Genomic DNA, 21,430 nt, shown 5'->3' on the forward strand with positions numbered 1-21,430 from the left:
ATCAGCGCCCCACCGGACCGAAGCTGGGGATGACGCCGCGCAGATATTGCGCGCGCACGGTGACTCGCGCGACGCCGCGCGGCACGGTGACGATCGCCTGCGACAGCTTGGGCTTTGATCGGCCGAGCCGCTCGTTCGATGGCACGCCGGCGCCGTCGGTCCAGACGTTGAACTTGTTCTTGCCGTCGCGATCATGCGTCACGAACAGCGCGTAGCGGCCCGGTGCGGGCGCCTTGATGCACAGGGTGATCGGGTCGGCGGACGGTGTCGGCACGCGTACCCGGCGGAAGAACTTGCCCTCCTTGATCAGATCGCGGTCGTCCTTGAGGAAATCCTCCTCCGTCGCGGGGTACAGCTCCAGCTTCAGCGATCCGGTGCGATCCTTCAGTCCCTGGATCGTGACCTCGATCGCCGACCCGTCGCGCTGGACACAGGAGGCCGCGTCGCTGCCGAGCACGCGCGCCTGCGCCGCCAGCGGCATGGAGGCGGCGGCGAGCGCAGCCGCGGCGAGGATCATGCGCGCCATAGCTTCAGTCCCTTCCATCCGGCGACAGCCGCAAATGCCGCCATCAAAATCACATGCACGCCCAGCGTCAGCGCCGAGACGAAGGCGATCATCTCGCTGAGCGCCTGATCCTGGCCAATCAGTAGGATCGCGAAGCTGGCGAACAGTAGGTCCTTGTTGGGCACCAGCGGCAATCGTGACACCAGCAGCCGCGCGGCCGACAGGAACAGCCACATCCACAGGGGAACGTCGGGCATCGCGAAATGCCACGCCAACGCCAGCAGCAGCGAGCTGACCGCGATTCGCGCGCAATGGACGAGGAAGATGAACCACAGGTCGCGGCGCGGCAGCGAGAAGACGCGCTTGGAAAACAGCAGCAGGGCAAGGCTGATGCCCAGGGTGATGATCGCGGAACCGACGATGGCGTGCAGCACGGTCGCGGGCATCAGCTGATAGCCGACCGGCAGCGCCAGCGCGCACAAGAGGATCGTCGCGGCGTTGCCGGCAATGGCCGACAGCAGCGACACGTCCTTCACCGCGCCGAACGGCGCCGCCACCAGCCGGGCGCGTGCCCGCGCCCAGGCGTAGAAATAGGCTTCACCCGAATAGCCGAGCACCACGTCGTTCGCGATCCGCTTCTTGTGGAGCGCGACAAAGCCGGCGGCGGGAATCCGCCACAGCCGGCGAAAGATGATGAAATCCCCGGTCGGCGCCGTCATGTAGAGCGCAAGGAAGGCGACGTAGAACCAGGGGGAGGTGGGCGTGGCGCGGCTGAGCCCGGCCAGCCCGGAATCCAGCAGCTCACGACCGAGCATCACCACCATGGCAACGCTCAGCACGCCGCCAAGGATGGTGGGCCAGCGACGCTTCAGCGTCCGGGTCGGTTCCAGAGCGGCGATGTCGGGCAGATCGCTGTCGATCACGCCCGCCGGCACGCTGGTGGCTTTCGCGGTCAAAACGTTGAACTTCCTTTGCACGCATTCCGCATAACGCCCCCGCGGAATGGTTCGGGCAGATGCCGGGGGAATGTGGTTTCTTTTCGGCGGAAATCTGGGCGGGAGGTAGCAGGATACAAGATGAGCAGCGCCGAACACATCCTCAGCTACGCCCAGACGCTTCGTGGCGGCGGGGTGGAACGGGCATTGTTGCGGCTGGCTGGCGAGTGGATTGCGCTGGGGCGACGCGTCACGCTGGTGATCGGAAGCAAGGAGGGGCCGCTGGCACGCGAGCTTCCCGGAGGCGCCGATGTCCTGTTGCTCGATTCGCCCGCATACCGCGCCTTGCTGTCGCTGCCGCGCCATGTGCGCGCGACGCGCCCCGACGTGATCTTCTGCCCCGGCAGCCATTATACCGGCGTCGCGGCCTGGACCCGCTGGCGGCTCGGCGGGGCGACGCCGCCGATCGTCGGCAAGGTTTCCAATGCGCTCGCCCGGCCCGATCATGGCGCCGTGACCGGCCTCGCCCATGCGCTGTGGCTGCGGCAGCACCCACGATTCCTTGACCGGGTGGTGGCGATGACCCCGGCGAGTGCGGCGGAAACGGCGGCGGCGATGCGGCTGACGCCATCATCGGTGCCGATCATCCCCAACCCGCCGGCGCGGCCGATCGCGGGTGCCCCCCAACTCAATCTGCCGCCGCGCTATGTGCTCGGCGTCGGCCGACTCGCGCCGCAGAAACGGTGGGACCGGCTGGTGTCGGCGGTCGCCGCGATGCGTGAGCGCGTGCCGCTCGTCATCCTGGGCGAAGGGGAGGGACGCGACACGTTGATGGCGCAGGCGCGCGCGGTCGGCGTCGACCTGATCCTCCCCGGCCATGCGGCCGATCCGCTGCCCGCCATGGCCGGCGCCGCGCTCCTCGCGCTGACCTCCGACTTTGAAGGCACGCCGGGCGTGCTGCGCGAAGCGCTGTCGATGGGGGCGCCGGTGGTATCGACCGATTCATCGCCCGCCGTGGCGGAGATCATCGCCGACCCGGCCTGGGGTGCGGTGGTGCCGCGCGAGGATTCGGCAGCGTTGGTCGCGGCACTCGACCATTGGATAGCCGCGCCGCGCCCCGCGCCGGTCACGCCGCCGGGCAGCGATTCGGCGGCGCGCTACCTCGCGCTGTTCGATTCGCTCATGCCGGCTTGACCCGCTCCGGGGCGGCAGCCTGCACCGCGGGCAGCGCCAGATTGGCTGCCTCGGCGGCGCACAGCCGGGGATAAGGCGTCAGATCCATCTCGAACCGGCGTGCATTGTACAATTGCGGCACCAGGCAGATGTCGGAAATGTCGGGGCTGTCGCCGCCCAGGAAAGGGCCATCGCCGGCCATCTGCTCGAGCGCGGCCAGCCCCTCGGCCACCCAGTGGCGGTACCATGAATCCTTGGCCGGCTGATCGGCGCCGAATTGCGATTCCAGCCGCTTCAGCACGCGCAGATTGTCGATCGGGTGGATATCCGCCGCGATCACCAGCGCGCGGGCGAGCTGACCGGCGCGCACGAACGGATCCTTCGACACCATCGGGGGATCGTCGAAGTTCGCGTCCAGCCAGTCGACGATGGCGAGGCTCTGCACCAGCGGCCGCCCATCGACGACCAGGGTCGGGACCAGCCCCTGCGGGTTGAGCGCGCGGTTCGCCGGCGCTGCCTGCTCCCCCGCCACCAGGTTCACCGGCACGCTGTCGTGCCGAACGCCCTTCAGGTTGAGGCAGATCCGCACGCGATAGGCGGCGGACGAGCGCCAGTAATCGTGCAGGACGATCTTCATGCTTCTGGCGCCTCGTCATCGTCGCGCACCGTTTCGCTGCGACGCTCCATCGCCGCCTTGATCATCGCGGTCATCGGATCGGCAAGCGCAAGGCCGAGAATGCCGAACAGCGCGCTGGCGAGGATCTGCGCGCCCAGCGTCAGCGCCGGCGGCATGTCGACGGTGCGCTTCGCCACCATCGGGATCAGCACATAGCCGTCGAACGTCTGCACGATCACATAGGTGCCGATCGCCCACAGCCCGGTGTCGACCCCGGCGGAAAAGCCCACCGCGATCATCAGCGCGCCCGAGATGAAGGCGCCGATATTGGGGATGAAGGCGAGGATACCGGTCAGGATGCCGAGGATCATCGCCATCGGCACGCCGCCCAGCATCAGCGCGAGCCAGGTCAGCACGCCCTCCGCGATCATGCCGAGGATGCGGCCGAACAACAGGCGGCGCAGCGTGTCGCCCATCCGTTCGGTGGTGATGGCGAATTCCTCGCGCTGATCCTGCGGGATCATCCACTGCAGCCCACGTTCGTACACGCGCGGGTCCATCGCGATGAACAGGCCGATCACGACGATCATGAACAAGGTGGTGAGCGCGCCCACCGCGGTGCCAACCCAGGAGGTCAGCCGCCCGACGGAGCTCATCGCTTCGCGCGCGAGGCCGCTGAAATCGGACGCGCCCGGCATCAGCCCCTGTTCGGAGAGGAAGCTGGTGAGCCTGATCGCCTGCGCCTCCAGCGTGGTGCGCAGTTCGTTCACCTGCTCGGCCACCTGCACGCCGGTGAGGACAAAGGTGCCGACCAGGAACACCACGGTCAGCAGGCAGACGATGAGCAGGCGCCACGCCCGGCCGATGGGAAGAACCCGGCCCAGCAGGCGTACCCCGCCGTCCAGCAGCGAGGCAAAGACCAGCCCGGCGAAGATGATGAGCAGCGGCTGCACCAGCAGCACGACGAGCGCAATCGCCGATGCCATGCCCAGCCATACTGCCGCTCGTCTTATTTCCCGGCGTGTCTCGGGATTGCGCACTTCATTCGGGCTGGCACCTTCGACCAGCCTGACCTGCCCCTCGCTCACTCGCCCTCCGGTCGCAGCGAAGTGCCGGCACGGCCGCTGCGCAGCGATCCAAACCATGTCAGCGGGTTAATGGTTGCCGATCCATCGACGGAGAAGGTGATGAATTCGGCCCGACCGCCGATATTCTCCCACGGCACCGGACCCCCGAGGCCCTTTTCACTGCCACCCAGCGCAAAACGGCTATCGGCCGAGCGGTCGCGATTGTCGCCCATCAGGAAGACGTGATCGGCCGGAATCTTGATCGGACCATAATAGTCACCCGGGCTGGCGCCGAGCTCGACCGTGTCGAAGCGGCGACCGTTGGGCAGCGTCTCGGTGACGATCGGCAGGCGGCAGACGATCTTGCCGTCTGGGCGGGTGATGCGCGCGCCGGGATATTGCCAGGGGTCGCAGGTCGCATTCTTGTCCACCGGCATGTCGCGATAGTGGATCGGGCCGCGCTCGACCGGCTTGCCGTTCAGGATCACCGTGCCCGCGCGCACTTCCAGCGTGTCGCCCGGCAGGCCGATGACGCGCTTGATATAGTCGCTGGTCTGGCCCGGCGGGGTGACGATGACGACGTCGCCGCGCTCGGGCATCTTGCCCCACACGCGGCCGCGCCACGCCGGGAGCTGCACCGACCAGCTTTCCACCGGCCGCCGCAGCACCACGTTCTCGACGATCGCGGCCGGATTGGGGATCGTCGGCGACACGAACGACCAGCCATAGGCATATTTGGACACGACGAGGCGGTCGCCCACCTCCAGCCCCGGCAGCATCGATTCGCTGGGGATGTAGAACGGCTTGGCGAGCAGGCTGTGGAAGCCGAGCACCGCGATGATCAGCCAGAACATCCCCTTGGCCTCGCCCCACCAGTCGAATCGGCTGGCGTGGCGACGCGGCGCGTCATCGGCGGGCGGCTCGGTCGTCTGCAGTTTTTCAGCCAGGTCGTTCACAGGATGGGGATCACTTGTCCGGGATCGCCTCGATGATCACAAAGGCCTGCGCCCAGGGATGATCGTCGGTCAGGGTGAGGTGGATGGCGGCGCGGTGGCCGAGGGGAATCATCGCGTCGAGCCGCGCCTTGGCGCCGCCGGTCAGCGCCAGCGTCGGCGCGCCCGATGGAGCGTTGACCACGCCAATGTCCTTCATGAACACGCCGCGGCTGAAACCGGTGCCGACCGCCTTGGAGAACGCCTCCTTGGCGGCAAATCGCTTGGCATAGGTGCCCGCGACGGTGAATGGCCGGCGGCGCGCCTTGGCACGCTCGACATCGGTGAAGACGCGGTTCTCGAACCGTTCGCCGAAGCGGTCGAGCGAGTTGCGGATCCGCTCGATGTTGCAGAGGTCGGATCCCAGCCCGATGATCACCGCGCCACGTCCATCGCCGCGCGCATGCGGCGGATCGAGTCCGCGAGGCCGATGAAGATCGCCTCGCCGATCAGGAAATGGCCGATGTTGAGCTCAACCACCTGCGGGATCGCCGCGACCGGCGCAACATTGTCGAAGGTGAGGCCGTGGCCGGCATGAACCTCGATCCCGTTCTTCGCGGCCAGCGCGGCGGCATCGGACAGGCGGCGCAGCTCCTCGGCGCGGGCCGGCCCGTCGAGCTCGCAATAAAGCCCGGTGTGAAGCTCCACCACGGGCGCACCCAGGCGCAGCGCAGCGTCGATCTGGCGCGCGTCGGGCTCGATGAACAGCGACACGCGCGAACCAGCGGCGGTGAGTTCCGCCACCATCGGCTGCAGGCGATCGTGGAGCCCGGCGGCATCGATGCCGCCCTCGGTCGTCCGCTCCTCGCGCTTCTCGGGGACGATGCACACCGCATGCGGCCGGTGCTTCAGCGCGATGGCGAGCATTTCCTCGGTCGCCGCCATTTCCAGGTTCAATGGGATGGTCAGTTGCTCGGTCAGCCGCGCGATGTCGTCATCGGTGATGTGGCGCCGGTCCTCGCGCAGGTGAGCGGTGATCCCGTCCGCGCCCGCGTCCGCCGCCAGCAGCGCGGCGCGCACCGGATCGGGGTACGTACCGCCGCGCGCATTGCGCACGGTGGCGACGTGATCGATGTTGACCCCCAGGCGCAGCTTCTGGTTCACGCGGCGGCCCGGCTCCCCGGCTTGATCGCCGGAATTGCTGCCAGTTCGGGCGGAACCTCATCCGGCTGGTAGGTCGGAACCTCCAGCTTGATCAGCGGGAAGAACGGGACGCCGATGTCGGCGCTGCCGTTCGAACGATCGACCAGCGCGGCGCCGGCAATGACCCGGCCCCCTGCCGCCTCGATCGCCTTGATCGCCTCGCGGGAGGACAGCCCGGTGGTGACGACGTCCTCCATCATCAGCACTTCCTGCCCCTCGCGCAGGCGGAATCCACGGCGCAGCTCAAAGGTGCCGGTCGGGCGTTCGACGAACATCGCCTCGACGCCCAGCGCGCGGGCCATCTCGTGCCCCGCGATCACCCCGCCCATCGCCGGGGAGACGACCGCCGTGATCCGCTCGCGCAGGTCGGCGGGCAGGCGCGCGGCCAGCGCCTCGGCCAGGCGCGCACCGCGGCGCGGGTCCATCAGGACGCGGGCACATTGCAGGTAGCGGGACGACCGCAAGCCCGATGACAGGATGAAATGCCCCTCTAGAAGCGCGTCCGCCGCGCGAAATTCGGCCAGCACATCGTCGTCGGTCACTCTACGCCCTTTCGTAATGTCCCGATGAATAAGGTCGCGCCGGGCGCCGCGCAACAAAGCGAAACGCCCTGTGGGCAAATAATGGCACATGCGCGCTTGAGGCGCGCGAAACCCCTCCGTATAGGCGGCAGAGTCTAAGGGTCTGCGCAGGGGGTGCGCTGGCCGCACACCGGAGAGGTAAGGTTACCGCACGGATGAGAAGCGCGTTCAAGGGATGGATGCTGGCCGCTGGGCTCGCGCTGGCAGGCCTTGCGCCTGCGGCTGCCCAACCGGCCGCAACGGAGGGCAATGCCGCAAGCGCGCCCGCAGCAGTGGGCACGATCGGCAATTCGGCCAACACGGCAGAGCGGGCGCCTGACCAGGCACCCACCGCGCCGCAAGTTGCCGCCGACGGCGCACCGGTATTGTCGGCGGAACCGATCATCGGCCAGCCGACCGATCGCCTGATGTCGATCCAGCCGCAGGTGACCAAGAACGGTCAGCGCGCGATGGGTTTCCACAACAACATCCTGCTGCCGCTGATCGTCATCATCTGTCTGCTGGTGCTGGTGCTGCTGGTGTGGGTGGTGATCCGCTACCGCCAGGCCGCCAACCCGATCCCGTCCAAGACCAGCCACAACACCATCATCGAAGTCGTGTGGACGCTGGCGCCGGTGCTGATCCTGGTGGCCATCGCGGTGCCCTCGATCGGTCTGCTCTCCGCCCAGTACAAGCCTGCCCCGGCGGGCGCGGTGACGCTGAAGGCGATCGGCAACCAATGGTATTGGAGCTATCAGTATCCGGATCATGGCGGCGTCGAAATCACCGCCAACATGCTGAAGGAAAAGGACGAGGTCGCCGCTGGCGAGCGCTTCCGCACCGACGCTGACGGCCCCCGCCTGCTTGCCACCGACAACCGCGTCGTCCTGCCGGTCGGCGTGCCGATCCGCCTCATCACCACGGCCAATGACGTGATCCACAGCTGGGCGATCCCGGCCTTCTGGATCAAGCTGGACGCCGTGCCGGGCCGCCTCAACGAAACCAGCTTCACCATCGAGAAGCCGGGTGTCTATTTCGGCCAGTGCTCCGAACTGTGCGGCGCGCGCCACGCGTACATGCCGATCGCGGTCGAAGCCGTCCCGCCGGCGCAGTTCGCGGCGTGGATCCGTTCCAAGGGTGGCTCGATGCCGGGTGCGGCGCAGCCGTCATCGGCCGAGATTCCGCAGCCGGGCGCCGACAATTCGGCGAGCGTCGCGGCTGACGCGAACACCGCCGACATGATGACCGGCCCGACGCAGAACGCGACGGCCGAACCCGCCACCTCGCCTCAGGGCGCCACCGGCAATCCGGGCGGCACCGGCGACACGGGACGCTGAGACCATGACCGATACCGCACTTCAACCATCCGCCTTCCAGGCGCATGACGATCACGCGCACCACCATGACGCGGATCACAAGCCGTCGTTCTTCGCGCGCTGGTTCATGTCGACGAACCACAAGGACATCGGCACGCTCTACCTGATCTTCGCGATCTTCGCGGGGATCATCGGCGGCGCGATTTCCGGCCTGATGCGCGTCGAGCTGCGCGATCCGGGCATCCAGTATCTGCCGACATGGCTCGCCATGCTGCATGGTCCTGGCACGTTCGACGACGCGCTTCACCTGTGGAACGTCCTGATCACCGCCCACGGTCTGATCATGGTGTTCTTCATGGTCATGCCGGCGATGATCGGTGGCTTCGGCAACTGGTTCGTCCCGCTCATGATCGGCGCGCCGGACATGGCGTTCCCGCGCATGAACAACATCAGCTTCTGGCTGCTGGTCCCATCGTTCATGCTGCTCCTTGCCTCGCCGTTCTTCGGCGCGGGCGCGGGCACCGGCTGGACCGTCTATGCGCCGCTTTCCACTTATGGTGAGCCGGGGCCGTCGGTCGACATGGCGATCCTGTCGCTGCACCTGTCGGGCGCCTCGTCGATCCTGGGTGCGATCAACTTCATCACCACCATCTTCAACATGCGCGCGCCGGGCATGACGCTGCACAAGATGCCGCTGTTCGCCTGGTCGGTGCTGGTCACCGCGTTCCTGCTGCTCCTGTCGCTGCCGGTTCTCGCCGCGGCGATCACGATGCTGCTGACCGACCGTAACTTCGGCACGACCTTCTTCGATCCCGCCGGCGGCGGCGATCCGGTGCTCTATCAGCACCTGTTCTGGTTCTTCGGTCACCCCGAAGTGTACATCATGATCCTGCCGGGCTTCGGCATCATCAGCCACATCATCGCGACGTTCAGCCGCAAGCCGATCTTCGGCTACCTCGGCATGGCCTATGCGATGGTCGCGATCGGCGTCGTTGGGTTCGTCGTGTGGGCGCACCACATGTTCGCCACCGGCCTCAGCGTGAACACGAAGATGTACTTCACCGCGGCGACGATGGTGATCGCGGTGCCGACCGGCATCAAGATCTTCTCGTGGATCGCGACGATGTGGGGCGGCTCGCTCACCTTCAAGACCCCGATGGTCTGGGCGATCGGCTTCATCTTCATGTTCACCGTGGGCGGCGTGACGGGCGTCGTGCTCGCCAACGGCGGCGTCGACGATTACATGCACGACACCTATTACGTGGTGGCGCACTTCCACTACGTGCTGTCGCTGGGCGCGGTGTTCGCGCTGTTTGCGGGCTTCTACTACTGGTTCCCCAAGATGTCGGGGAAGATGTACAACGAGTTCCTCGGCCAGCTGCACTTCTGGGTGTTCTTCGTCGGTGTGAACATCCTGTTCTTCCCGATGCACTTCCTGGGCCTGCAGGGCATGCCGCGGCGCTACCCGGACTATCCGGACGCCTATGCCTATTGGAACCAGATCGCGACCCACGGCTATGAGATCATGGCGCTGGGCATGGTGATCTTCTTCATCAACCTGATCTGGTCGCTGGCGGCCGGCAAGAAGGCGCCCGACAACCCCTGGGGTGAAGGTGCGACGACGCTGGAGTGGACGCTGTCCTCGCCGCCGCCGTACCACCAGTTCGAGACGCTGCCGGTGATCGAGGACAGCAAGCACCATTGATCACCAGCCGTCACGGCACCAACGAAGCGCCCCGCGAGGAAACTCGCGGGGCGTTTTCGTTTGGGGGAATGGCCAGGTGGCGCGCGCTGCTGGCGGCGGCACTGGCAGCATCATTGTTTCTGGAAGTTGGACCGTCTGCACTGAGGTCCCAAATATCGGGTTCAATGGGGGTGGTCAGGGCGGTGGCGGTGGAGGCGGAGGTGGAGCAGCACCACCACCGGTTACACCTACGCCGCAGAATGTTGCTCGAACTCGGATTTGCCGAGCGGGGAAACTACTCGCCGAAGTAGGAGATTTTACAACCGACCTAGGCTTAGGCATAGCAGGTACTGGTGCCGCCGTTGGAGGTGCTATCGGCGGGTTGCCCGGAGCTGTGGGTGGAGCCACACTACGTTTCGGGTTCGTTGGATCCGGGGGACTTGTATCAGCGACCGGGAACTTCGCGATGGACTTTGCTGGGAGAAACTACGGCCAAGGGACCGCCCGCGTTGTATTGAACGCCGCCGGGGGGCACCTCATCAGCAGGTTGTCCAATTCTGGCGTTGGTTCGTTCTTAAGCTCAAGCACAAGAAGTTTTATCTCTAAGTCGTTCGGAGAAGTGTACGGAGCTGTTATCGGCATGGCGTTAAATCCAGACTCACCTGTAAACTGCGAGGCAATCCAGTGACCACCGAAAGTCGCGGCTCTGCACTATTAAAGAACTACATATCTGTGGCTGGTGGGTTTGCTTCCCTTGCCGCCCTGGTCTTTCTCTCGAAGACGTTTATCGATAGTGAGGCGTATTCATACTTATCTGGTGTTGGGCTATTGGGACTGGCGTGCATTTTGTTGAAGATGTTGCGCATTAAGGTTTTAAGAGGACTTTTGCCTTATATCTTCTCATTTGCTCTTTGCGCCGCGGTATTTCCGGCCAGCGATGCTTTCGGTGACACATTTCCTGATTTCACTCTATACGCTGGCTTTATAGGAATGCTCATCGTCATCGCTGCCGTGCTATGGCGTGCTGCAACATACACCGGTGAGGCGGCACGGCGCGCTGAGAAGATATAGGCCGCAAAAGGACAAGGATGTAGATTGGAAGAAGGTTGGTCAGTGCGCTCCACGCGGCCGGCACCGGCAAGAAGGGCGCCCGCCACCTGTTCCGCCACACCTGCGCGACGCTGATGCTCGAAGGCGGCGCCGACATCCGCTACATCCAGGCGATGTTCGGCCATGCCGAGCTGTCGACGACCCAGATCTACATCCAGGTGAGCATCCGCACCTCTACCGGGGCTTGGGGATCGATCTGGAGCGGGTCGGCCGCGTCACAGAGAACCTGTGGGCCTATCTTTTCGATACAGAGGAGCGCCAGTGGCTGATGGAGGCGCCTCCAACTGCTCGGCAAGAGCGCGCAACAATCCTCTTCAGTGCGAAAGAGAGTTTCTACAAGGCGCAGTTCAGTTGGCGCCGCCGCTGGCTCGACTTCAGGGACGTTCATGTCGTCGTGGAAGGCGAGCGGCTTTGGGTTTGGGACCTAACCGAGCCGGGCAGCCTTCCGTACGCCGGGCGGCAAGCCTCGACGCTTGAGCTTGTCGCCACCACGTTCTGCTGCACTCGCGAGCTCTGACGGCGCACCTTGCCTGAGGAACCGAAGCTTCAGCTGGATCGCGCTGTAGTTTTGGCGCAATGTCGCTGGCCGACAGTCCGGATCCGCCAACTTGCAGAAGAAAGCGGACGATCCCCATCAGGGTTCGCTGCGACGCTGCAGCGTGGAACGTCGTTGCAAAGTCGTTCTCTTCCCCAGTGCCTTGATGCGACACATCGTGCTGCGGGGCGCGCCGAAAGGATGTGTCAATCATAACTCGATGGGTAGGCATCGACGCGATCGCTTGGAACCCGCCGCGAGATTCTGGCCTTGGTGCGCCCTAGATGGCCAGAAGCTGCACCATAGGCGAGCTTAGGTGCAGCTTTGAAGAAGGCGATCATGTCAGGAAGAAGATGGTGCCCAGGGACGGGATCGAACCGCCGACACTGCGATTTTCAGTCGCATGCTCTACCAACTGAGCTACCTGGGCACACCGACAGAACGTCGGGGAGCGGTCCCCCTAATCGGCTGAAGCGCCGCTGTCCAGCCCATCCGGGTCAATCTGTCGCCCGGGAATGCGATATCCTTCACCCAGCCATTGCAGCAGGTCGCGATCCTTGCATCGGCGGGAGCAGAACGGGGCATTGGCGGCGTCGCTGGGCTGCGCGCACAGGGGGCAGGTGTCGGTCATTCGTCGAATATGGGAACGCGCCCGGTGCGTTGCAGCAGGGCGGCGAGCCAGTCGGGGCGGGCAAGGATTCGCGCGCGTACTGCCGGCGGCAGGCGGAAGCGGTTAGGGGAGGACGCTGGCGTGCGCTCGATCTGGCGCAGCGCTGCCCGTGCCGCGGCACCGACGGGGTCTGCGCGAAGCACTTCGGGCAGCGAGGGGCGCGACCGGCCGCGCACGATCTGCAGGAAGCCGAAGCCGTTGACGGCGGTACGCTCGAACGGCTGCGTTAGCCGCGAGTCGATCGCCGCGGCCACCGCCTGCCGCGCCTCGCGCCCCGCCAGCGTCGGAAAGTCGATCCCGATCGATCCACCGATGTCGAGCCGCTCGATCGCGGCGGCAACCGCGGCCGCGGCGCACACCGCCAGCGCGTCGAGCGGCGGATCGCCATCGACGTCGAACAGCGCCATTGCCGGCGTCGGCCAGAAGCGCAGCATGCCGCCCGGGAAGGGGATGTCGCCCGTCACCGCTTCCTCCAGCACCTCGGACCATCCCGCAGCCTCCAGCGCGTCCGGTTCGTGCGCCCGCAACGTGCGGACCGGTGCGTCGCGTAGCCGCTCCAGCAGCGTCGGGGCGGGGCAGGGGGCCGCATCGGTGATCCGGCCCCGCGGCGGCTTGGGGCGGCCGGGCTCGGGGATGGCGCCGCGCGTCACCTCGACCCGAACCGCCGCACCCAGCGTCGCCCCAGCGGCGGGGCGGACCAGCGCTATGTCCTCGCCGGAGTCGAGCCGGGCAAGGTCGCGTTCGATGAGGCGGGCGGGCGCGATCAGCCCGGGTTGCGGGCCGGCATCGTCGCACGCGATGCGGGCGCGGAGAATATGGCCGTCATCGTCGATCAGGGCGGCGCGCTGCTCGCCGATCCCCGCTTCGTACAGCCACTCAGCCAAGGATCACGCCGGCCGTGGCCAGCAGCGTGCGCGTTTCGAACAGCGGCAGGCCGACGACGCCGGAATAGGAGCCGTCGATCCGGCGTACATAGGCCTCCGCGCGGCCCTGGATGGCATAGCCGCCTGCCTTGCCCAGCCCCTCTCCGCTCGCGACATAGCTGCGGATCTCCGCCTCCGTCAGCGGCTTGAACGCGACCATCGTGTCGGAGAGCCGCGTGCGCATCGTGCCCTCGCAGTCGACGACGATCACGGCGGACAGGCAATGGTGACGCCGGCCCGACAGGAGCCGCAGCATCCGCGCGAGATCGTCCTCGTCGGCGGGCTTGCCAAGGATGCGGGGTCCGACTGCGATGCTGGTGTCAGCGGCCAGCACGACCTCGCCGTCGCGGCGTGGCACCGCGGCTGCCTTGGCGGCAGCGACGCGCAGGACATAGTCGCGCGGGCGTTCCGCCTTCAGCGGCGTCTCATCGACGTCGGGCGCGACCACGCGCGCGGGCACGACGCCGATCTGCGCCAGCAGCGCGAGGCGCCGCGGCGAAGCGGAGGCAAGGATCAGATCGGCCGCCATGCGCCGACCCCCGTTACGTTACAGGCCGCGCTTATTGCGGGCCGGGGCCGCCACGGCCGGGCATGAAGCGGTAGGTGATGCGCCCCTTGGTCAGATCATAAGGGGTCAGCTCGACGAGCACTTCGTCACCGACCAGCACGCGGATGCGGTTCTTGCGCATCTTGCCTGCCGTATGGCCGAGGATCTCGTGATCGTTCTCCAGCCGGACGCGGAACATGGCGTTGGGCAGGAGCTCGACCACCTGGCCGCGCATTTCGAGGAGTTCTTCTTTCGCCAAAAAATCGATCTTTCTGCGGATAAGGGCGCGCGGGCGCTTAGCCGAAGCAACGCCAAAAGAAAAGGCGCGCGGCGAAAGCGCAGGCGGCAACGCAGCCAAAATGTGACTGGGCGGGGAATGTTTCAACCACCGTGGCGCAATTGCCGCGGTGGTGCCGGTCGGTGGCGACCGGCACGCCAGCGCCTAGCGCGTCGGGACGGGCGCGTCGCCGCTATAGTCGTAGAAGCCGCGCCTGGTCTTCTTCCCGTACCAGCCGGCCTCGACATATTTCACCAGCAGGGGGGCCGGGCGGAACTTGGGATCGCCGGTCGACTCGAACAGCACGCGGGTGATTTCCAGGCAGGTGTCGAGGCCGATGAAGTCGGCCAGCGTGAGCGGCCCCATCGGGTGGTTCAGGCCCAATTGGCAGGCAAGGTCGATGTCGCGGATCGTGGCGACGCCCTCGCCCAGCGCGAAGCACGCCTCGTTCAGCATCGGCATCAGGATTCGATTGACGATGAAGCCCGGCGCATCATTGGCGTGGACCACGGCCTTGCCCAGCGCGGTGGCGAACGTCTCCACGGTCTTCACCGTCTCGTCGGCGGTGGCGAGGCCGCGGATCACCTCGATCAGGCCCATGACCGGCACCGGATTGAAGAAATGCACGCCGATGAAGCGCGCGGGATCGGGCGAGGCCTGCGCCAGCCGCGTGATCGGGATCGACGAGGTGTTTGAAGCGAGGATCGCCTGATGGCCGAGCACGGTGCCGACCTCGGCGAAGATCGCGCGCTTCACTTCCTCGCGCTCGGTCGCCGCCTCGATGATGAGGCCGCACGACGACATGCCCTGCACGCCCTCAATCGGCTCGATCCGCGCCAGCGCCTGTTCGCGCGCCTGCGGCTCGATCTTACCCTTCTCGACCGCACGATCGAGTTGCCGCGCGATGCCGGCCTTGCCGGCCTCGGCGCGCGCCTTGTCGACGTCGGTCAGGAGGACGCGATAGCCGGCCTGGGCGGAAACCTGCGCGATCCCCGCGCCCATCTGCCCTGCGCCGATGACGCCGACTGCCTGCATGATTGTCTTCCCTTGTTCGAACTCACGAGGGGAGCGCTCTAGCCGCTTGTGACACGATTTGTCGAAGCGGGAATCAACGACGGGTGCGGTTCGGCGTGCGGCGCAGCCCGGTCAGGAAGCGGAAAGGAGAGCGTGCCGCTCCCCGTCTTGATTGTCGCTCAGGCGGCCTTGCGCAGGTCCAGCCGGTCCCAGATCTCGACCAAGGCGTCGGTCAGTTCCTGCATCATTGCTTCGCTGTGCGCCGGCCCCGGCGTGAAGCGCAGCCGCTCGGTGCCGCGCGGCACGGTCGGGTAATTGATCGGCTGAACGTAGATGCCGTATTCGGCCAGCAGTACGTCGCTGATCTTCTTCGCCTTCACCGGATCGCCGACCATCACCGGCACGATATGCGTGTCGCCGATCATCACCGGCAGGCCGGCCTCGGTCATCATTTCCTTCAATCGTGCAGCGGCGGCCTGCTGGCCCTCGCGCTCGACCGAGGAGCTCTTGAGGTGGCGCACGCTCGCCAGCACGCCGGCGACCAACACGGGCGAGAGCGAGGTGGTGAAGATGAAGCCGGGCGCATAGCTGCGGATGACGTCGATGATCGTCTTGTCCGCGGCGATATAGCCGCCCATCACGCCGAACGCCTTGCCCAGCGTGCCCTCGATGATGGTCAGCCGGTGCGCGACCTCGTCACGCTCCGAAATGCCGCCGCCGCGCGCGCCGTACATGCCCACGGCATGGACTTCGTCGAGATAGGTGAGCGCATTATACTTGTCGGCGAGGTCACAGATCGCCGCGATCGGGGCGACATCGCCCTCCATCGAATAGACGCTCTCGAACGCGATCAGCTTGGGCGTCGCGGGATCGTCGGCGGCGAGCAGTTCCTCGAGATGCGCCAGGTCATTGTGGCGGAACACGCGCTTCTCGCAGCCCGCGTTGCGGATGCCGGCGATCATCGAGGCGTGATTCAGTTCGTCGGAATAGATGATGCAACCCGGCAGCACTTTGGCCAGCGTCGCCAGCGTCGCTTCGTTGGAAACATAGCCCGACGTGAACAGCAGCGCGCCTTCCTTGCCGTGTAGGTCGGCGAGCTCGGCCTCCAGGTCGACATGGTAATGCGTGTTGCCACCGATGTTGCGCGTGCCGCCGGAGCCCGCGCCGACATCGTGCAGCGCCTCTTCCATCGCCGCGATCACCTTGGGGTGCTGCCCCATCGCGAGATAATCGTTGGAGCACCAGACGGTGATCGGCTTCGGGCCATTGTGGCCGGCGAAGCACCGCGCGCTGGGATAATGGCCCTTGTTGCGCAGGATATCGATGAAGACGCGGTAACGGCCTTCGGCGTGGAGACGGTCGATCGCCTGCGAAAAGGCGCGGGTGTAATCGACCGGCTTGGCCGAAAGAGCGTCGATGGACATGCGGGCGCACTTACTCTCCCCAACCCGCAGTTTCCAGCGGATTCGGGCTTTTTCAGTGATCGGCCGGGTCGCTAACTCGGCTCCGCGGCATCGGTTCCCGCCGGCATGTGGCGGAATCAGAGCCGCTCGACGCGATCGAAACCATAGCGTGCCAGCGCCCGATCGAGCCCCGGCGCAACATCGCCGGTGAAGACCGCGAGGTCAGCCTGATCGCGGGCGAACGTCTGCCCCTGCGTCAGATAGGCGATGCGCCGCCCAATGCCCGGGCCGCCATCGACAAAGGTGACTGGCCGGCCGACCGCCTCGGCCAGTTCCTCGCTCAGCAGCGGGAAATGGGTACAGGCGAGCACGATCGTGTCGATCGCGTCGCCGCCGGGCGCGGCGAGCATCGGCGCGATCGCGTCGCGCACCGCGTCGGGCGACACCGCCTCACCGCGCAGCTTCGCCTCCGCCAGCGTGACCAGGTCGGCCGAGCCGTGGCGGATGACCTGGCAGTCGCTGGCGAAGCGGGTGGCGAGGTCGTCGACATAGGCCTGCCGCACCGTCGCCGCCGTGCCAAGGACGCCGATCACGCGGGTCCGGCTGATCGCCGCGGCCGGCTTGATCGCGGGCACGGTGCCGACGATCGGCACGTCGAGCGCGGTGCGCACGGCGCCCAGCGCAATCGTCGAGGCGGTGTTGCACGCGATCACGATCAAGCGAGGCCGATATCGCTCCGCAAGGCGGCCGAGCAGCGCCGGAACGCGGCCGGCAATCTCGGCTTCCTGCTTCACCCCATAGGGAAAACCGGCCGAATCGGCGGCGTAGATCAGGCGCGCGACGGGCAGTTCGCGGCGGGCGGGGGCGACGATCGACAGGCCGCCGACACCCGAATCGAAGAACAGGATCGGGCGCGGATCGCTCATCCCCGCCTCTTACGGATCCGACGCGCGGGGGAAAAGCGCGAGTCGCGGCCGGCCCTGTCGCGATGCTCGCCAAAGGGCGGCATTAATGCATGTTAGTAGTAACAGCCGTTTCGTTCGGCTAACGTCACGAGCAACGGAGGAAATGTCTCTGCCGACCGAGATCATCTGGGGACCACCGCTTCTCGCGCTGGTGATTGGCTATCTGCTGGGATCCATTCCCTTCGGCGTTCTGCTCACCCGGGCGAGCGGCGCTGGGGACCTGAGGCAGATCGGCTCCGGCAATATCGGCGCGACCAATGTGCTGCGCACCGGCCGCAAGGGGCTGGCCGCCGCCACGCTGCTGCTCGACCTTGCCAAAGGCTGGGCGGCGGTGGTGATCGTCGCAGCGCTGCTACCGGGCTACGAACAACTCGCCGCGGCCGGTGCTTTCGTCGGCCATTGCTATCCCGTGTGGCTGCGTTTTCGCGGCGGCAAGGGCGTCGCGACGTTGATGGGCATCGTGCTGGCGCTGCATCCGCCGCTGGCCTTGGTCTATGCGATCGTCTGGCTGGGTTTGCTGGCGACGCTGCGCATTTCCTCGGTGGCGGGGATGGCCGCTGCGGCCAGCGCGCCGGTGGCGGCCGCCGTGTTCGACCGGTTCGATCTGGTCCCCCTGCTGCTCGCGCTCGCGCTGATCGTGATCTGGAAGCATCGTGACAATATCGGGCGATTGCTCGACGGGGCGGAGCCGCGGGTCGGCCGCAAGGGTGGCTGACGCCGATCCGCGCGACGATGGTGCCGACCGACTTCGGCTGATCCGGACGCCGGGCGTCGGGCCGGTCACCTACCGCCAGCTGCTGCGCCGCTTCGGCACCGCGCGCGCCGCCATCGAGGCGCTGCCTGAGCTATCCCGCCGCGGCGGTGGGCGGGTGCGAACCGCGGCCGATCCGCGCGTGATCGCTCGCGAGATGGAGACGGTGGCGCGGCTCGGCGCGCGGCACGTGTTCCATGACGATCCCGACTATCCGGCGCTGCTTGCCACCTTGGCTGATGCGCCTGCGGTGCTGACGGTTCGCGGGCATTTCCCTGACCCTGCCGCCAACAGCGTCGCGATTGTCGGTGCCCGCAACGCCTCGGCCGCGGCATGTCGCTTCGCACGCGGTCTGGCGCATGATCTGGCCGCGGAGGGCACGGTGGTCGTGTCAGGACTGGCGCGCGGGATCGACACCGCCGCCCATGTCGGCGCCGGCCCTGCCACGGTCGCGGTCATCGCGGGCGGGATCGACGTCGCCTACCCGCCCGAAAACGCCGCGCTGCAGGAACGGATCGCGGCGGAAGCGCTGCTCGTCGCCGAAATGCCGGTCGGTACCGAGCCGCGCGCGCGCCACTTTCCCCACCGCAACCGGATCATCGCCGGCTGGGCGCAGGGCACGTTGGTGGTGGAGGCGGCGCCCAAATCGGGCTCGCTGATCACCGCGCGGCTGGCGGGCGAGGCGGGGCGCGACGTGATGGCGGTGCCGGGCAGCCCCCTCGATCCACGGGCGCAAGGGTGCAATCTGCTGATTCGCGACGGGGCCACGCTGGTCCAGAACGCGCACGACGTGCTGGAGCAGATCCGGCCGTTCGATCCCCGCGTCGTCCGCGCGCCATCCGTACCGTTCGAGGCGCAGCCACCCGCCGACGCCGATGATCAGGCGCGCCGCGCCGTCGTCGCGCTGCTCGGCCCGGTGCCGACCCCGGTGGACGAGGTGATCCGCCAATCCGGCGTGCCGGCCGCGGTCGTGCAGATGGTGCTTCTGGAACTGGAGATCGCCGGCCGGCTCGATCGTCATGCCGGCGGGCAGATCAGCCTGACGATGTGACCGGCGCGCCCGCGTCGATCAGGCCGCGGGCGGCAGCCACGACAGATCGAGCCCCGCCAGCCGGTCGGTGTAATTGGCCGACCGCCCCAGCCGTCCTTCATCGAGAAGCGTCACCCGGCCCGAATCGCGCCGGATCAACGCCTCGTCCTCCAACTGGCGCAGCATGCGGTTGACGTGCACCGCAGTCAGCCCGGTCGCATCGCCAATCTCTTCCTGCGTCAGCCCCAGGATGAAGCTGTTGTCGATCGTAGGATCGAGCCGCCTCAGGCGATTGCGTACGTCGAGCAGCACCGAGGCAACGCGCGCCTTGGCCGACGTGCGGCCGAGCGCGGCGATCCGATCGGTCAGCATCGCCCGTTCCGCCTGATCGAAGGCGACGATGACCGCGAACAGCCGCGGCTGTTCGAGTGCAAGCTGAGTCATCAACGGCCGGTCGAATGGGCACACCACGCTGTCCGCCAGCGCGCCCACCGTCTCCGGCACGCGTGAGAATACCAATGCAGGCAGTGCGATGACGTCGCCGGGAAAAATGAAGCGCAGGATCTGACGACTGCCATCGGGCAAGATGACATAGCTCATCATCATGCCGCTGCGCAGGATGAACAGCTCCCCGGCCGGGTCATTCTCCCGCACCAGCGTCGCGCCGCGGCGAAGCGTGCGCTCACGCTCCTCCAGACGCAGAAGCGCTGAGCGTTCGCCAGTGGATAATGGGACAAAGTCACCGAGACGTTCGGCAAAACAGCTACTTGGCACGCGTGGAGGGCCCCCTTGGGAACAAAGAACGCTAGTCGCCTCGGGGCCGGTGCTGCATTAAAGTCGATCAACATCGTTACGCGGCCGTCGCTTGGCGAGCGCGCCTGCGTTCGGTAGATGCGTGCCGATGGACCGTATCCTTATTCGCGGTGGCAATCGCCTGTCGGGCAAGCTGCCGATCTCCGGCGCGAAGAATGCAGCGCTCACCCTCATGCCCTGTGCGCTGCTGACCGATCAGCCGCTGACGCTACGAAATCTGCCGCGGCTGGCCGATGTCGATGGCTTCGGCCACTTGCTCAATCAGCTTGGCGCCTCCACCGCGATCGAGGGGACCCGGCCCGAAGAATTCGGCCGCGTCATGACCATCCGCGCGGGGCAGCTGACCTCTACCGAGGCGCCCTATGACATCGTGCGAAAAATGCGTGCGTCGATCCTGGTGCTTGGGCCGATCCTGGCGCGGGCGGGCGAAGCGCGCGTGTCGCTGCCGGGCGGCTGCGCGATCGGCAATCGCCCGATCGACCTTCACCTGAAGGCGCTGGAGGCGATCGGCGCGGAGCTGGAGATGAGCGCCGGCTATGTCACCGCCCGCGCGCCCAAGACGGCGTCCGGCAGCGCCCGGCTAAGCGGCGGGCGCTATCGCTTCCCAGTGGTGTCGGTCGGTGCGACCGAGAATGTCGTGATGGCGGCCGTGACGGCGAAGGGCAGTTCGCGGATCGAGAATGCCGCGCGCGAGCCGGAGATCGTCGACCTGTGCCGCTGCCTCGTCGCGATGGGCGCGCAGATCGAGGGCATCGGCACCGAGACGCTGGAGATCGAGGGCGTCGATCGCCTGCACGGCGCGACCTATGCCGTGATGCCGGACCGGATCGAGGCGGGCAGCTATGCCTGTGCGGCCGCGATCACCGGCGGCAGCCTGGAACTGCTGAACGTCGATGCCGAAAGCATGGGCGCGACGCTGTCTGCGCTCGCCGATGCGGGCGTGCTGATCGAGCTGAAGAAAAATGCCGTGTGCGTGACGGCACAGGGGCCGCTGCAGCCGCTGACGCTGACCACCGCGCCCTTCCCGGGCTTCGCCACCGATATGCAGGCGCAGTTCATGGCGATGCTGTGCAAGGCGGACGGTGCCAGCGTGCTGACCGAGACGATCTTCGAGAACCGCTACATGCACGTGCCCGAACTGGCGCGGATGGGCGCGGACATCACCGTCAGCGGGCGGACTGCCGTGGTGCGCGGCGTCGAGCGGCTGGTCGGCGCGCCGGTAATGGCGACCGACCTTCGCGCATCGATGAGCCTGATCCTCGCTGGCCTCGCCGCCGAGGGTGAGACCTCGGTCAACCGCGTCTATCACCTCGACCGCGGCTATGAGCGGCTGGAGGAAAAGCTGTCGGCGGTGGGTGCGGATATCGAGCGCGTCAGCGACGGCTGAGACGGGAGCTGATG

General features: G+C 66.8%; 25 protein-coding genes and 1 tRNA gene. 9 read left to right on the forward strand and 17 right to left on the reverse strand.

Annotated elements, in window-relative coordinates:
- Position 1: 1 nt before the first annotated feature.
- Together XM50_RS11305 and XM50_RS11310 are read right to left on the reverse strand one after the other, a co-directional pair.
- On the reverse strand, positions 2 to 526 hold the full coding sequence (locus tag XM50_RS11305) for a DUF2141 domain-containing protein (RefSeq protein WP_046409497.1): 525 nt from the start codon (positions 524 to 526) through the stop codon (positions 2 to 4).
- The gene (locus tag XM50_RS11310; protein ID WP_046409500.1) at positions 514 to 1,461 is read right to left on the reverse strand and encodes a hypothetical protein; all 948 of its coding nucleotides are present in this window, start codon (positions 1,459 to 1,461) and stop codon (positions 514 to 516) included. Before XM50_RS11310 ends, XM50_RS11305 begins: the two co-directional genes overlap by 13 nt.
- Before the next feature lie 120 nt (positions 1,462 to 1,581).
- Between XM50_RS11310 and XM50_RS11315 the strand changes: the two genes are divergently transcribed.
- The gene (locus tag XM50_RS11315) at positions 1,582 to 2,634 is read left to right on the forward strand and encodes a glycosyltransferase (protein WP_046409502.1); all 1,053 of its coding nucleotides are present in this window, start codon (positions 1,582 to 1,584) and stop codon (positions 2,632 to 2,634) included.
- Here XM50_RS11315 and maiA read toward each other — a convergent pair.
- Genes maiA through pyrE form a run of 6 tightly spaced genes read right to left on the reverse strand, consistent with a single transcriptional unit; the run spans position 2,621 to position 6,973 of the window.
- The gene (gene maiA, locus XM50_RS11320) at positions 2,621 to 3,250 is read right to left on the reverse strand and encodes a maleylacetoacetate isomerase (protein WP_046409504.1); all 630 of its coding nucleotides are present in this window, start codon (positions 3,248 to 3,250) and stop codon (positions 2,621 to 2,623) included. The genes XM50_RS11315 and maiA overlap by 14 nt on opposite strands.
- Complete coding sequence (locus XM50_RS11325; protein ID WP_046409506.1) at positions 3,247 to 4,317, reverse strand: AI-2E family transporter; 1,071 nt, start codon at positions 4,315 to 4,317, stop codon at positions 3,247 to 3,249. Before XM50_RS11325 ends, maiA begins: the two co-directional genes overlap by 4 nt.
- A complete protein-coding gene (gene lepB / locus XM50_RS11330) occupies positions 4,314 to 5,231 on the reverse strand; it encodes a signal peptidase I (protein ID WP_046409669.1) in 918 nt (305 codons plus the stop codon). Before lepB ends, XM50_RS11325 begins: the two co-directional genes overlap by 4 nt.
- A gap of 31 nt (positions 5,232 to 5,262) precedes the next feature.
- Positions 5,263 to 5,667, reverse strand: coding sequence for a holo-ACP synthase (gene acpS / locus XM50_RS11335; RefSeq protein ID WP_046409508.1), 405 nt, complete (start codon positions 5,665 to 5,667; stop codon positions 5,263 to 5,265).
- Positions 5,664 to 6,392 carry a pyridoxine 5'-phosphate synthase gene (locus tag XM50_RS11340; protein WP_046409510.1) on the reverse strand — a complete coding sequence of 243 codons (729 nt, stop codon included), beginning with the start codon at positions 6,390 to 6,392 and terminating at the stop codon, positions 5,664 to 5,666. Before XM50_RS11340 ends, acpS begins: the two co-directional genes overlap by 4 nt.
- On the reverse strand, positions 6,389 to 6,973 hold the full coding sequence (gene pyrE / locus XM50_RS11345) for an orotate phosphoribosyltransferase (protein ID WP_046409512.1): 585 nt from the start codon (positions 6,971 to 6,973) through the stop codon (positions 6,389 to 6,391). Before pyrE ends, XM50_RS11340 begins: the two co-directional genes overlap by 4 nt.
- Positions 6,974 to 7,167: 194 nt before the next feature.
- On the opposite strand from pyrE, the gene coxB reads away from it, so the two are divergent.
- The 5 genes from coxB to XM50_RS21155 all read left to right on the forward strand — a co-directional run bounded on the left by coxB (position 7,168) and on the right by XM50_RS21155 (position 11,618).
- Complete coding sequence (coxB, locus tag XM50_RS11350) at positions 7,168 to 8,328, forward strand: cytochrome c oxidase subunit II (RefSeq protein ID WP_046409514.1); 1,161 nt, start codon at positions 7,168 to 7,170, stop codon at positions 8,326 to 8,328.
- Positions 8,329 to 8,332: 4 nt separating this feature from the next.
- Positions 8,333 to 10,012: a cytochrome c oxidase subunit I gene (gene ctaD, locus XM50_RS11355; RefSeq protein WP_046409516.1), complete on the forward strand. Its 1,680-nt coding sequence runs from the start codon at positions 8,333 to 8,335 to the stop codon at positions 10,010 to 10,012.
- Positions 10,013 to 10,675: 663 nt separating this feature from the next.
- On the forward strand, positions 10,676 to 11,062 hold the full coding sequence (locus XM50_RS20110; RefSeq protein WP_156167241.1) for a hypothetical protein: 387 nt from the start codon (positions 10,676 to 10,678) through the stop codon (positions 11,060 to 11,062).
- A 35-nt stretch (positions 11,063 to 11,097) separates the two neighbouring features.
- Positions 11,098 to 11,370: a tyrosine-type recombinase/integrase gene (locus XM50_RS20535; protein ID WP_046409518.1), complete on the forward strand. Its 273-nt coding sequence runs from the start codon at positions 11,098 to 11,100 to the stop codon at positions 11,368 to 11,370.
- The gene (locus XM50_RS21155) at positions 11,286 to 11,618 is read left to right on the forward strand and encodes a 4'-phosphopantetheinyl transferase family protein (protein WP_197075515.1); all 333 of its coding nucleotides are present in this window, start codon (positions 11,286 to 11,288) and stop codon (positions 11,616 to 11,618) included. Before XM50_RS20535 ends, XM50_RS21155 begins: the two co-directional genes overlap by 85 nt.
- A 372-nt stretch (positions 11,619 to 11,990) precedes the next feature.
- Here the strand turns inward: XM50_RS21155 and XM50_RS11370 are convergent.
- From XM50_RS11370 to murI, 8 genes are all read right to left on the reverse strand, one after another.
- A tRNA-Phe gene (locus XM50_RS11370) sits at positions 11,991 to 12,066 on the reverse strand.
- A 30-nt stretch (positions 12,067 to 12,096) separates the two neighbouring features.
- Positions 12,097 to 12,267, reverse strand: a complete 171-nt coding sequence (locus tag XM50_RS19715; protein WP_082103002.1) for a DNA gyrase inhibitor YacG — start codon at positions 12,265 to 12,267, stop codon at positions 12,097 to 12,099.
- On the reverse strand, positions 12,264 to 13,190 hold the full coding sequence (locus XM50_RS11375) for a hypothetical protein (RefSeq protein ID WP_046409521.1): 927 nt from the start codon (positions 13,188 to 13,190) through the stop codon (positions 12,264 to 12,266). Before XM50_RS11375 ends, XM50_RS19715 begins: the two co-directional genes overlap by 4 nt.
- Positions 13,183 to 13,758 (reverse strand): Maf family protein, encoded by a 576-nt coding sequence (locus tag XM50_RS11380; protein WP_046409522.1) that lies wholly within the window; start codon positions 13,756 to 13,758, stop codon positions 13,183 to 13,185. The genes XM50_RS11375 and XM50_RS11380 overlap by 8 nt, the downstream gene beginning before the upstream one ends.
- A 31-nt stretch (positions 13,759 to 13,789) precedes the next feature.
- Complete coding sequence (gene infA / locus XM50_RS11385) at positions 13,790 to 14,035, reverse strand: translation initiation factor IF-1 (protein WP_026325702.1); 246 nt, start codon at positions 14,033 to 14,035, stop codon at positions 13,790 to 13,792.
- Between the two features lie 183 nt (positions 14,036 to 14,218).
- Complete coding sequence (locus tag XM50_RS11390; RefSeq protein ID WP_046409526.1) at positions 14,219 to 15,088, reverse strand: 3-hydroxybutyryl-CoA dehydrogenase; 870 nt, start codon at positions 15,086 to 15,088, stop codon at positions 14,219 to 14,221.
- 158 nt (positions 15,089 to 15,246) lie between these two features.
- Positions 15,247 to 16,491: a 5-aminolevulinate synthase gene (gene hemA / locus XM50_RS11395; protein ID WP_046409528.1), complete on the reverse strand. Its 1,245-nt coding sequence runs from the start codon at positions 16,489 to 16,491 to the stop codon at positions 15,247 to 15,249.
- 116 nt (positions 16,492 to 16,607) lie between these two features.
- The gene (gene murI / locus XM50_RS11400) at positions 16,608 to 17,396 is read right to left on the reverse strand and encodes a glutamate racemase (protein WP_046409529.1); all 789 of its coding nucleotides are present in this window, start codon (positions 17,394 to 17,396) and stop codon (positions 16,608 to 16,610) included.
- Positions 17,397 to 17,538: 142 nt separating this feature from the next.
- Between murI and plsY the strand changes: the two genes are divergently transcribed.
- Both plsY and dprA read left to right on the forward strand, forming a co-directional pair.
- Positions 17,539 to 18,150 carry a glycerol-3-phosphate 1-O-acyltransferase PlsY gene (plsY, locus tag XM50_RS11405; RefSeq protein ID WP_082103004.1) on the forward strand — a complete coding sequence of 204 codons (612 nt, stop codon included), beginning with the start codon at positions 17,539 to 17,541 and terminating at the stop codon, positions 18,148 to 18,150.
- Positions 18,143 to 19,237: a DNA-processing protein DprA gene (gene dprA / locus XM50_RS11410; RefSeq protein WP_046409531.1), complete on the forward strand. Its 1,095-nt coding sequence runs from the start codon at positions 18,143 to 18,145 to the stop codon at positions 19,235 to 19,237. The genes plsY and dprA overlap by 8 nt, the downstream gene beginning before the upstream one ends.
- An 18-nt stretch (positions 19,238 to 19,255) precedes the next feature.
- Here dprA and XM50_RS11415 read toward each other — a convergent pair whose 3' ends face one another.
- Entirely contained in the window at positions 19,256 to 19,990 is a 735-nt protein-coding gene (locus XM50_RS11415; RefSeq protein WP_046409533.1) for a Crp/Fnr family transcriptional regulator, read from the reverse strand.
- A gap of 127 nt (positions 19,991 to 20,117) precedes the next feature.
- On the opposite strand from XM50_RS11415, the gene murA reads away from it, so the two are divergent.
- Positions 20,118 to 21,416 (forward strand): UDP-N-acetylglucosamine 1-carboxyvinyltransferase, encoded by a 1,299-nt coding sequence (gene murA, locus XM50_RS11420; RefSeq protein ID WP_046409535.1) that lies wholly within the window; start codon positions 20,118 to 20,120, stop codon positions 21,414 to 21,416.
- Positions 21,417 to 21,430 lie beyond the last annotated feature (14 nt).

It is taken from the genome of Sphingomonas sp. Ag1 (assembly GCF_000980895.1).
Lineage (GTDB): Bacteria > Pseudomonadota > Alphaproteobacteria > Sphingomonadales > Sphingomonadaceae > Sphingomonas > Sphingomonas panaciterrae.

Bases quoted from the DNA above. Each gene is read 5' to 3' on its own strand.
- XM50_RS11305 (WP_046409497.1), bottom strand. From the start codon at position 526: ATGGCGCGCATGATCCTCGCCGCGGCTGCGCTCGCCGCCGCCTCCATG.
- XM50_RS11315 (WP_046409502.1), top strand. From the start codon at position 1,582: ATGAGCAGCGCCGAACACATCCTCAGCTACGCCCAGACGCTTCGTGGC.
- maiA (WP_046409504.1), bottom strand. From the start codon at position 3,250: ATGAAGATCGTCCTGCACGATTACTGGCGCTCGTCCGCCGCCTATCGC.
- coxB (WP_046409514.1), top strand. From the start codon at position 7,168: ATGAGAAGCGCGTTCAAGGGATGGATGCTGGCCGCTGGGCTCGCGCTG.
- ctaD (WP_046409516.1), top strand. From the start codon at position 8,333: ATGACCGATACCGCACTTCAACCATCCGCCTTCCAGGCGCATGACGAT.
- XM50_RS19715 (WP_082103002.1), bottom strand. From the start codon at position 12,267: ATGACCGACACCTGCCCCCTGTGCGCGCAGCCCAGCGACGCCGCCAAT.
- XM50_RS11380 (WP_046409522.1), bottom strand. From the start codon at position 13,758: ATGGCGGCCGATCTGATCCTTGCCTCCGCTTCGCCGCGGCGCCTCGCG.
- XM50_RS11390 (WP_046409526.1), bottom strand. From the start codon at position 15,088: ATGCAGGCAGTCGGCGTCATCGGCGCAGGGCAGATGGGCGCGGGGATC.
- hemA (WP_046409528.1), bottom strand. From the start codon at position 16,491: ATGTCCATCGACGCTCTTTCGGCCAAGCCGGTCGATTACACCCGCGCC.
- murI (WP_046409529.1), bottom strand. From the start codon at position 17,396: ATGAGCGATCCGCGCCCGATCCTGTTCTTCGATTCGGGTGTCGGCGGC.
- plsY (WP_082103004.1), top strand. From the start codon at position 17,539: ATGTCTCTGCCGACCGAGATCATCTGGGGACCACCGCTTCTCGCGCTG.
- murA (WP_046409535.1), top strand. From the start codon at position 20,118: ATGGACCGTATCCTTATTCGCGGTGGCAATCGCCTGTCGGGCAAGCTG.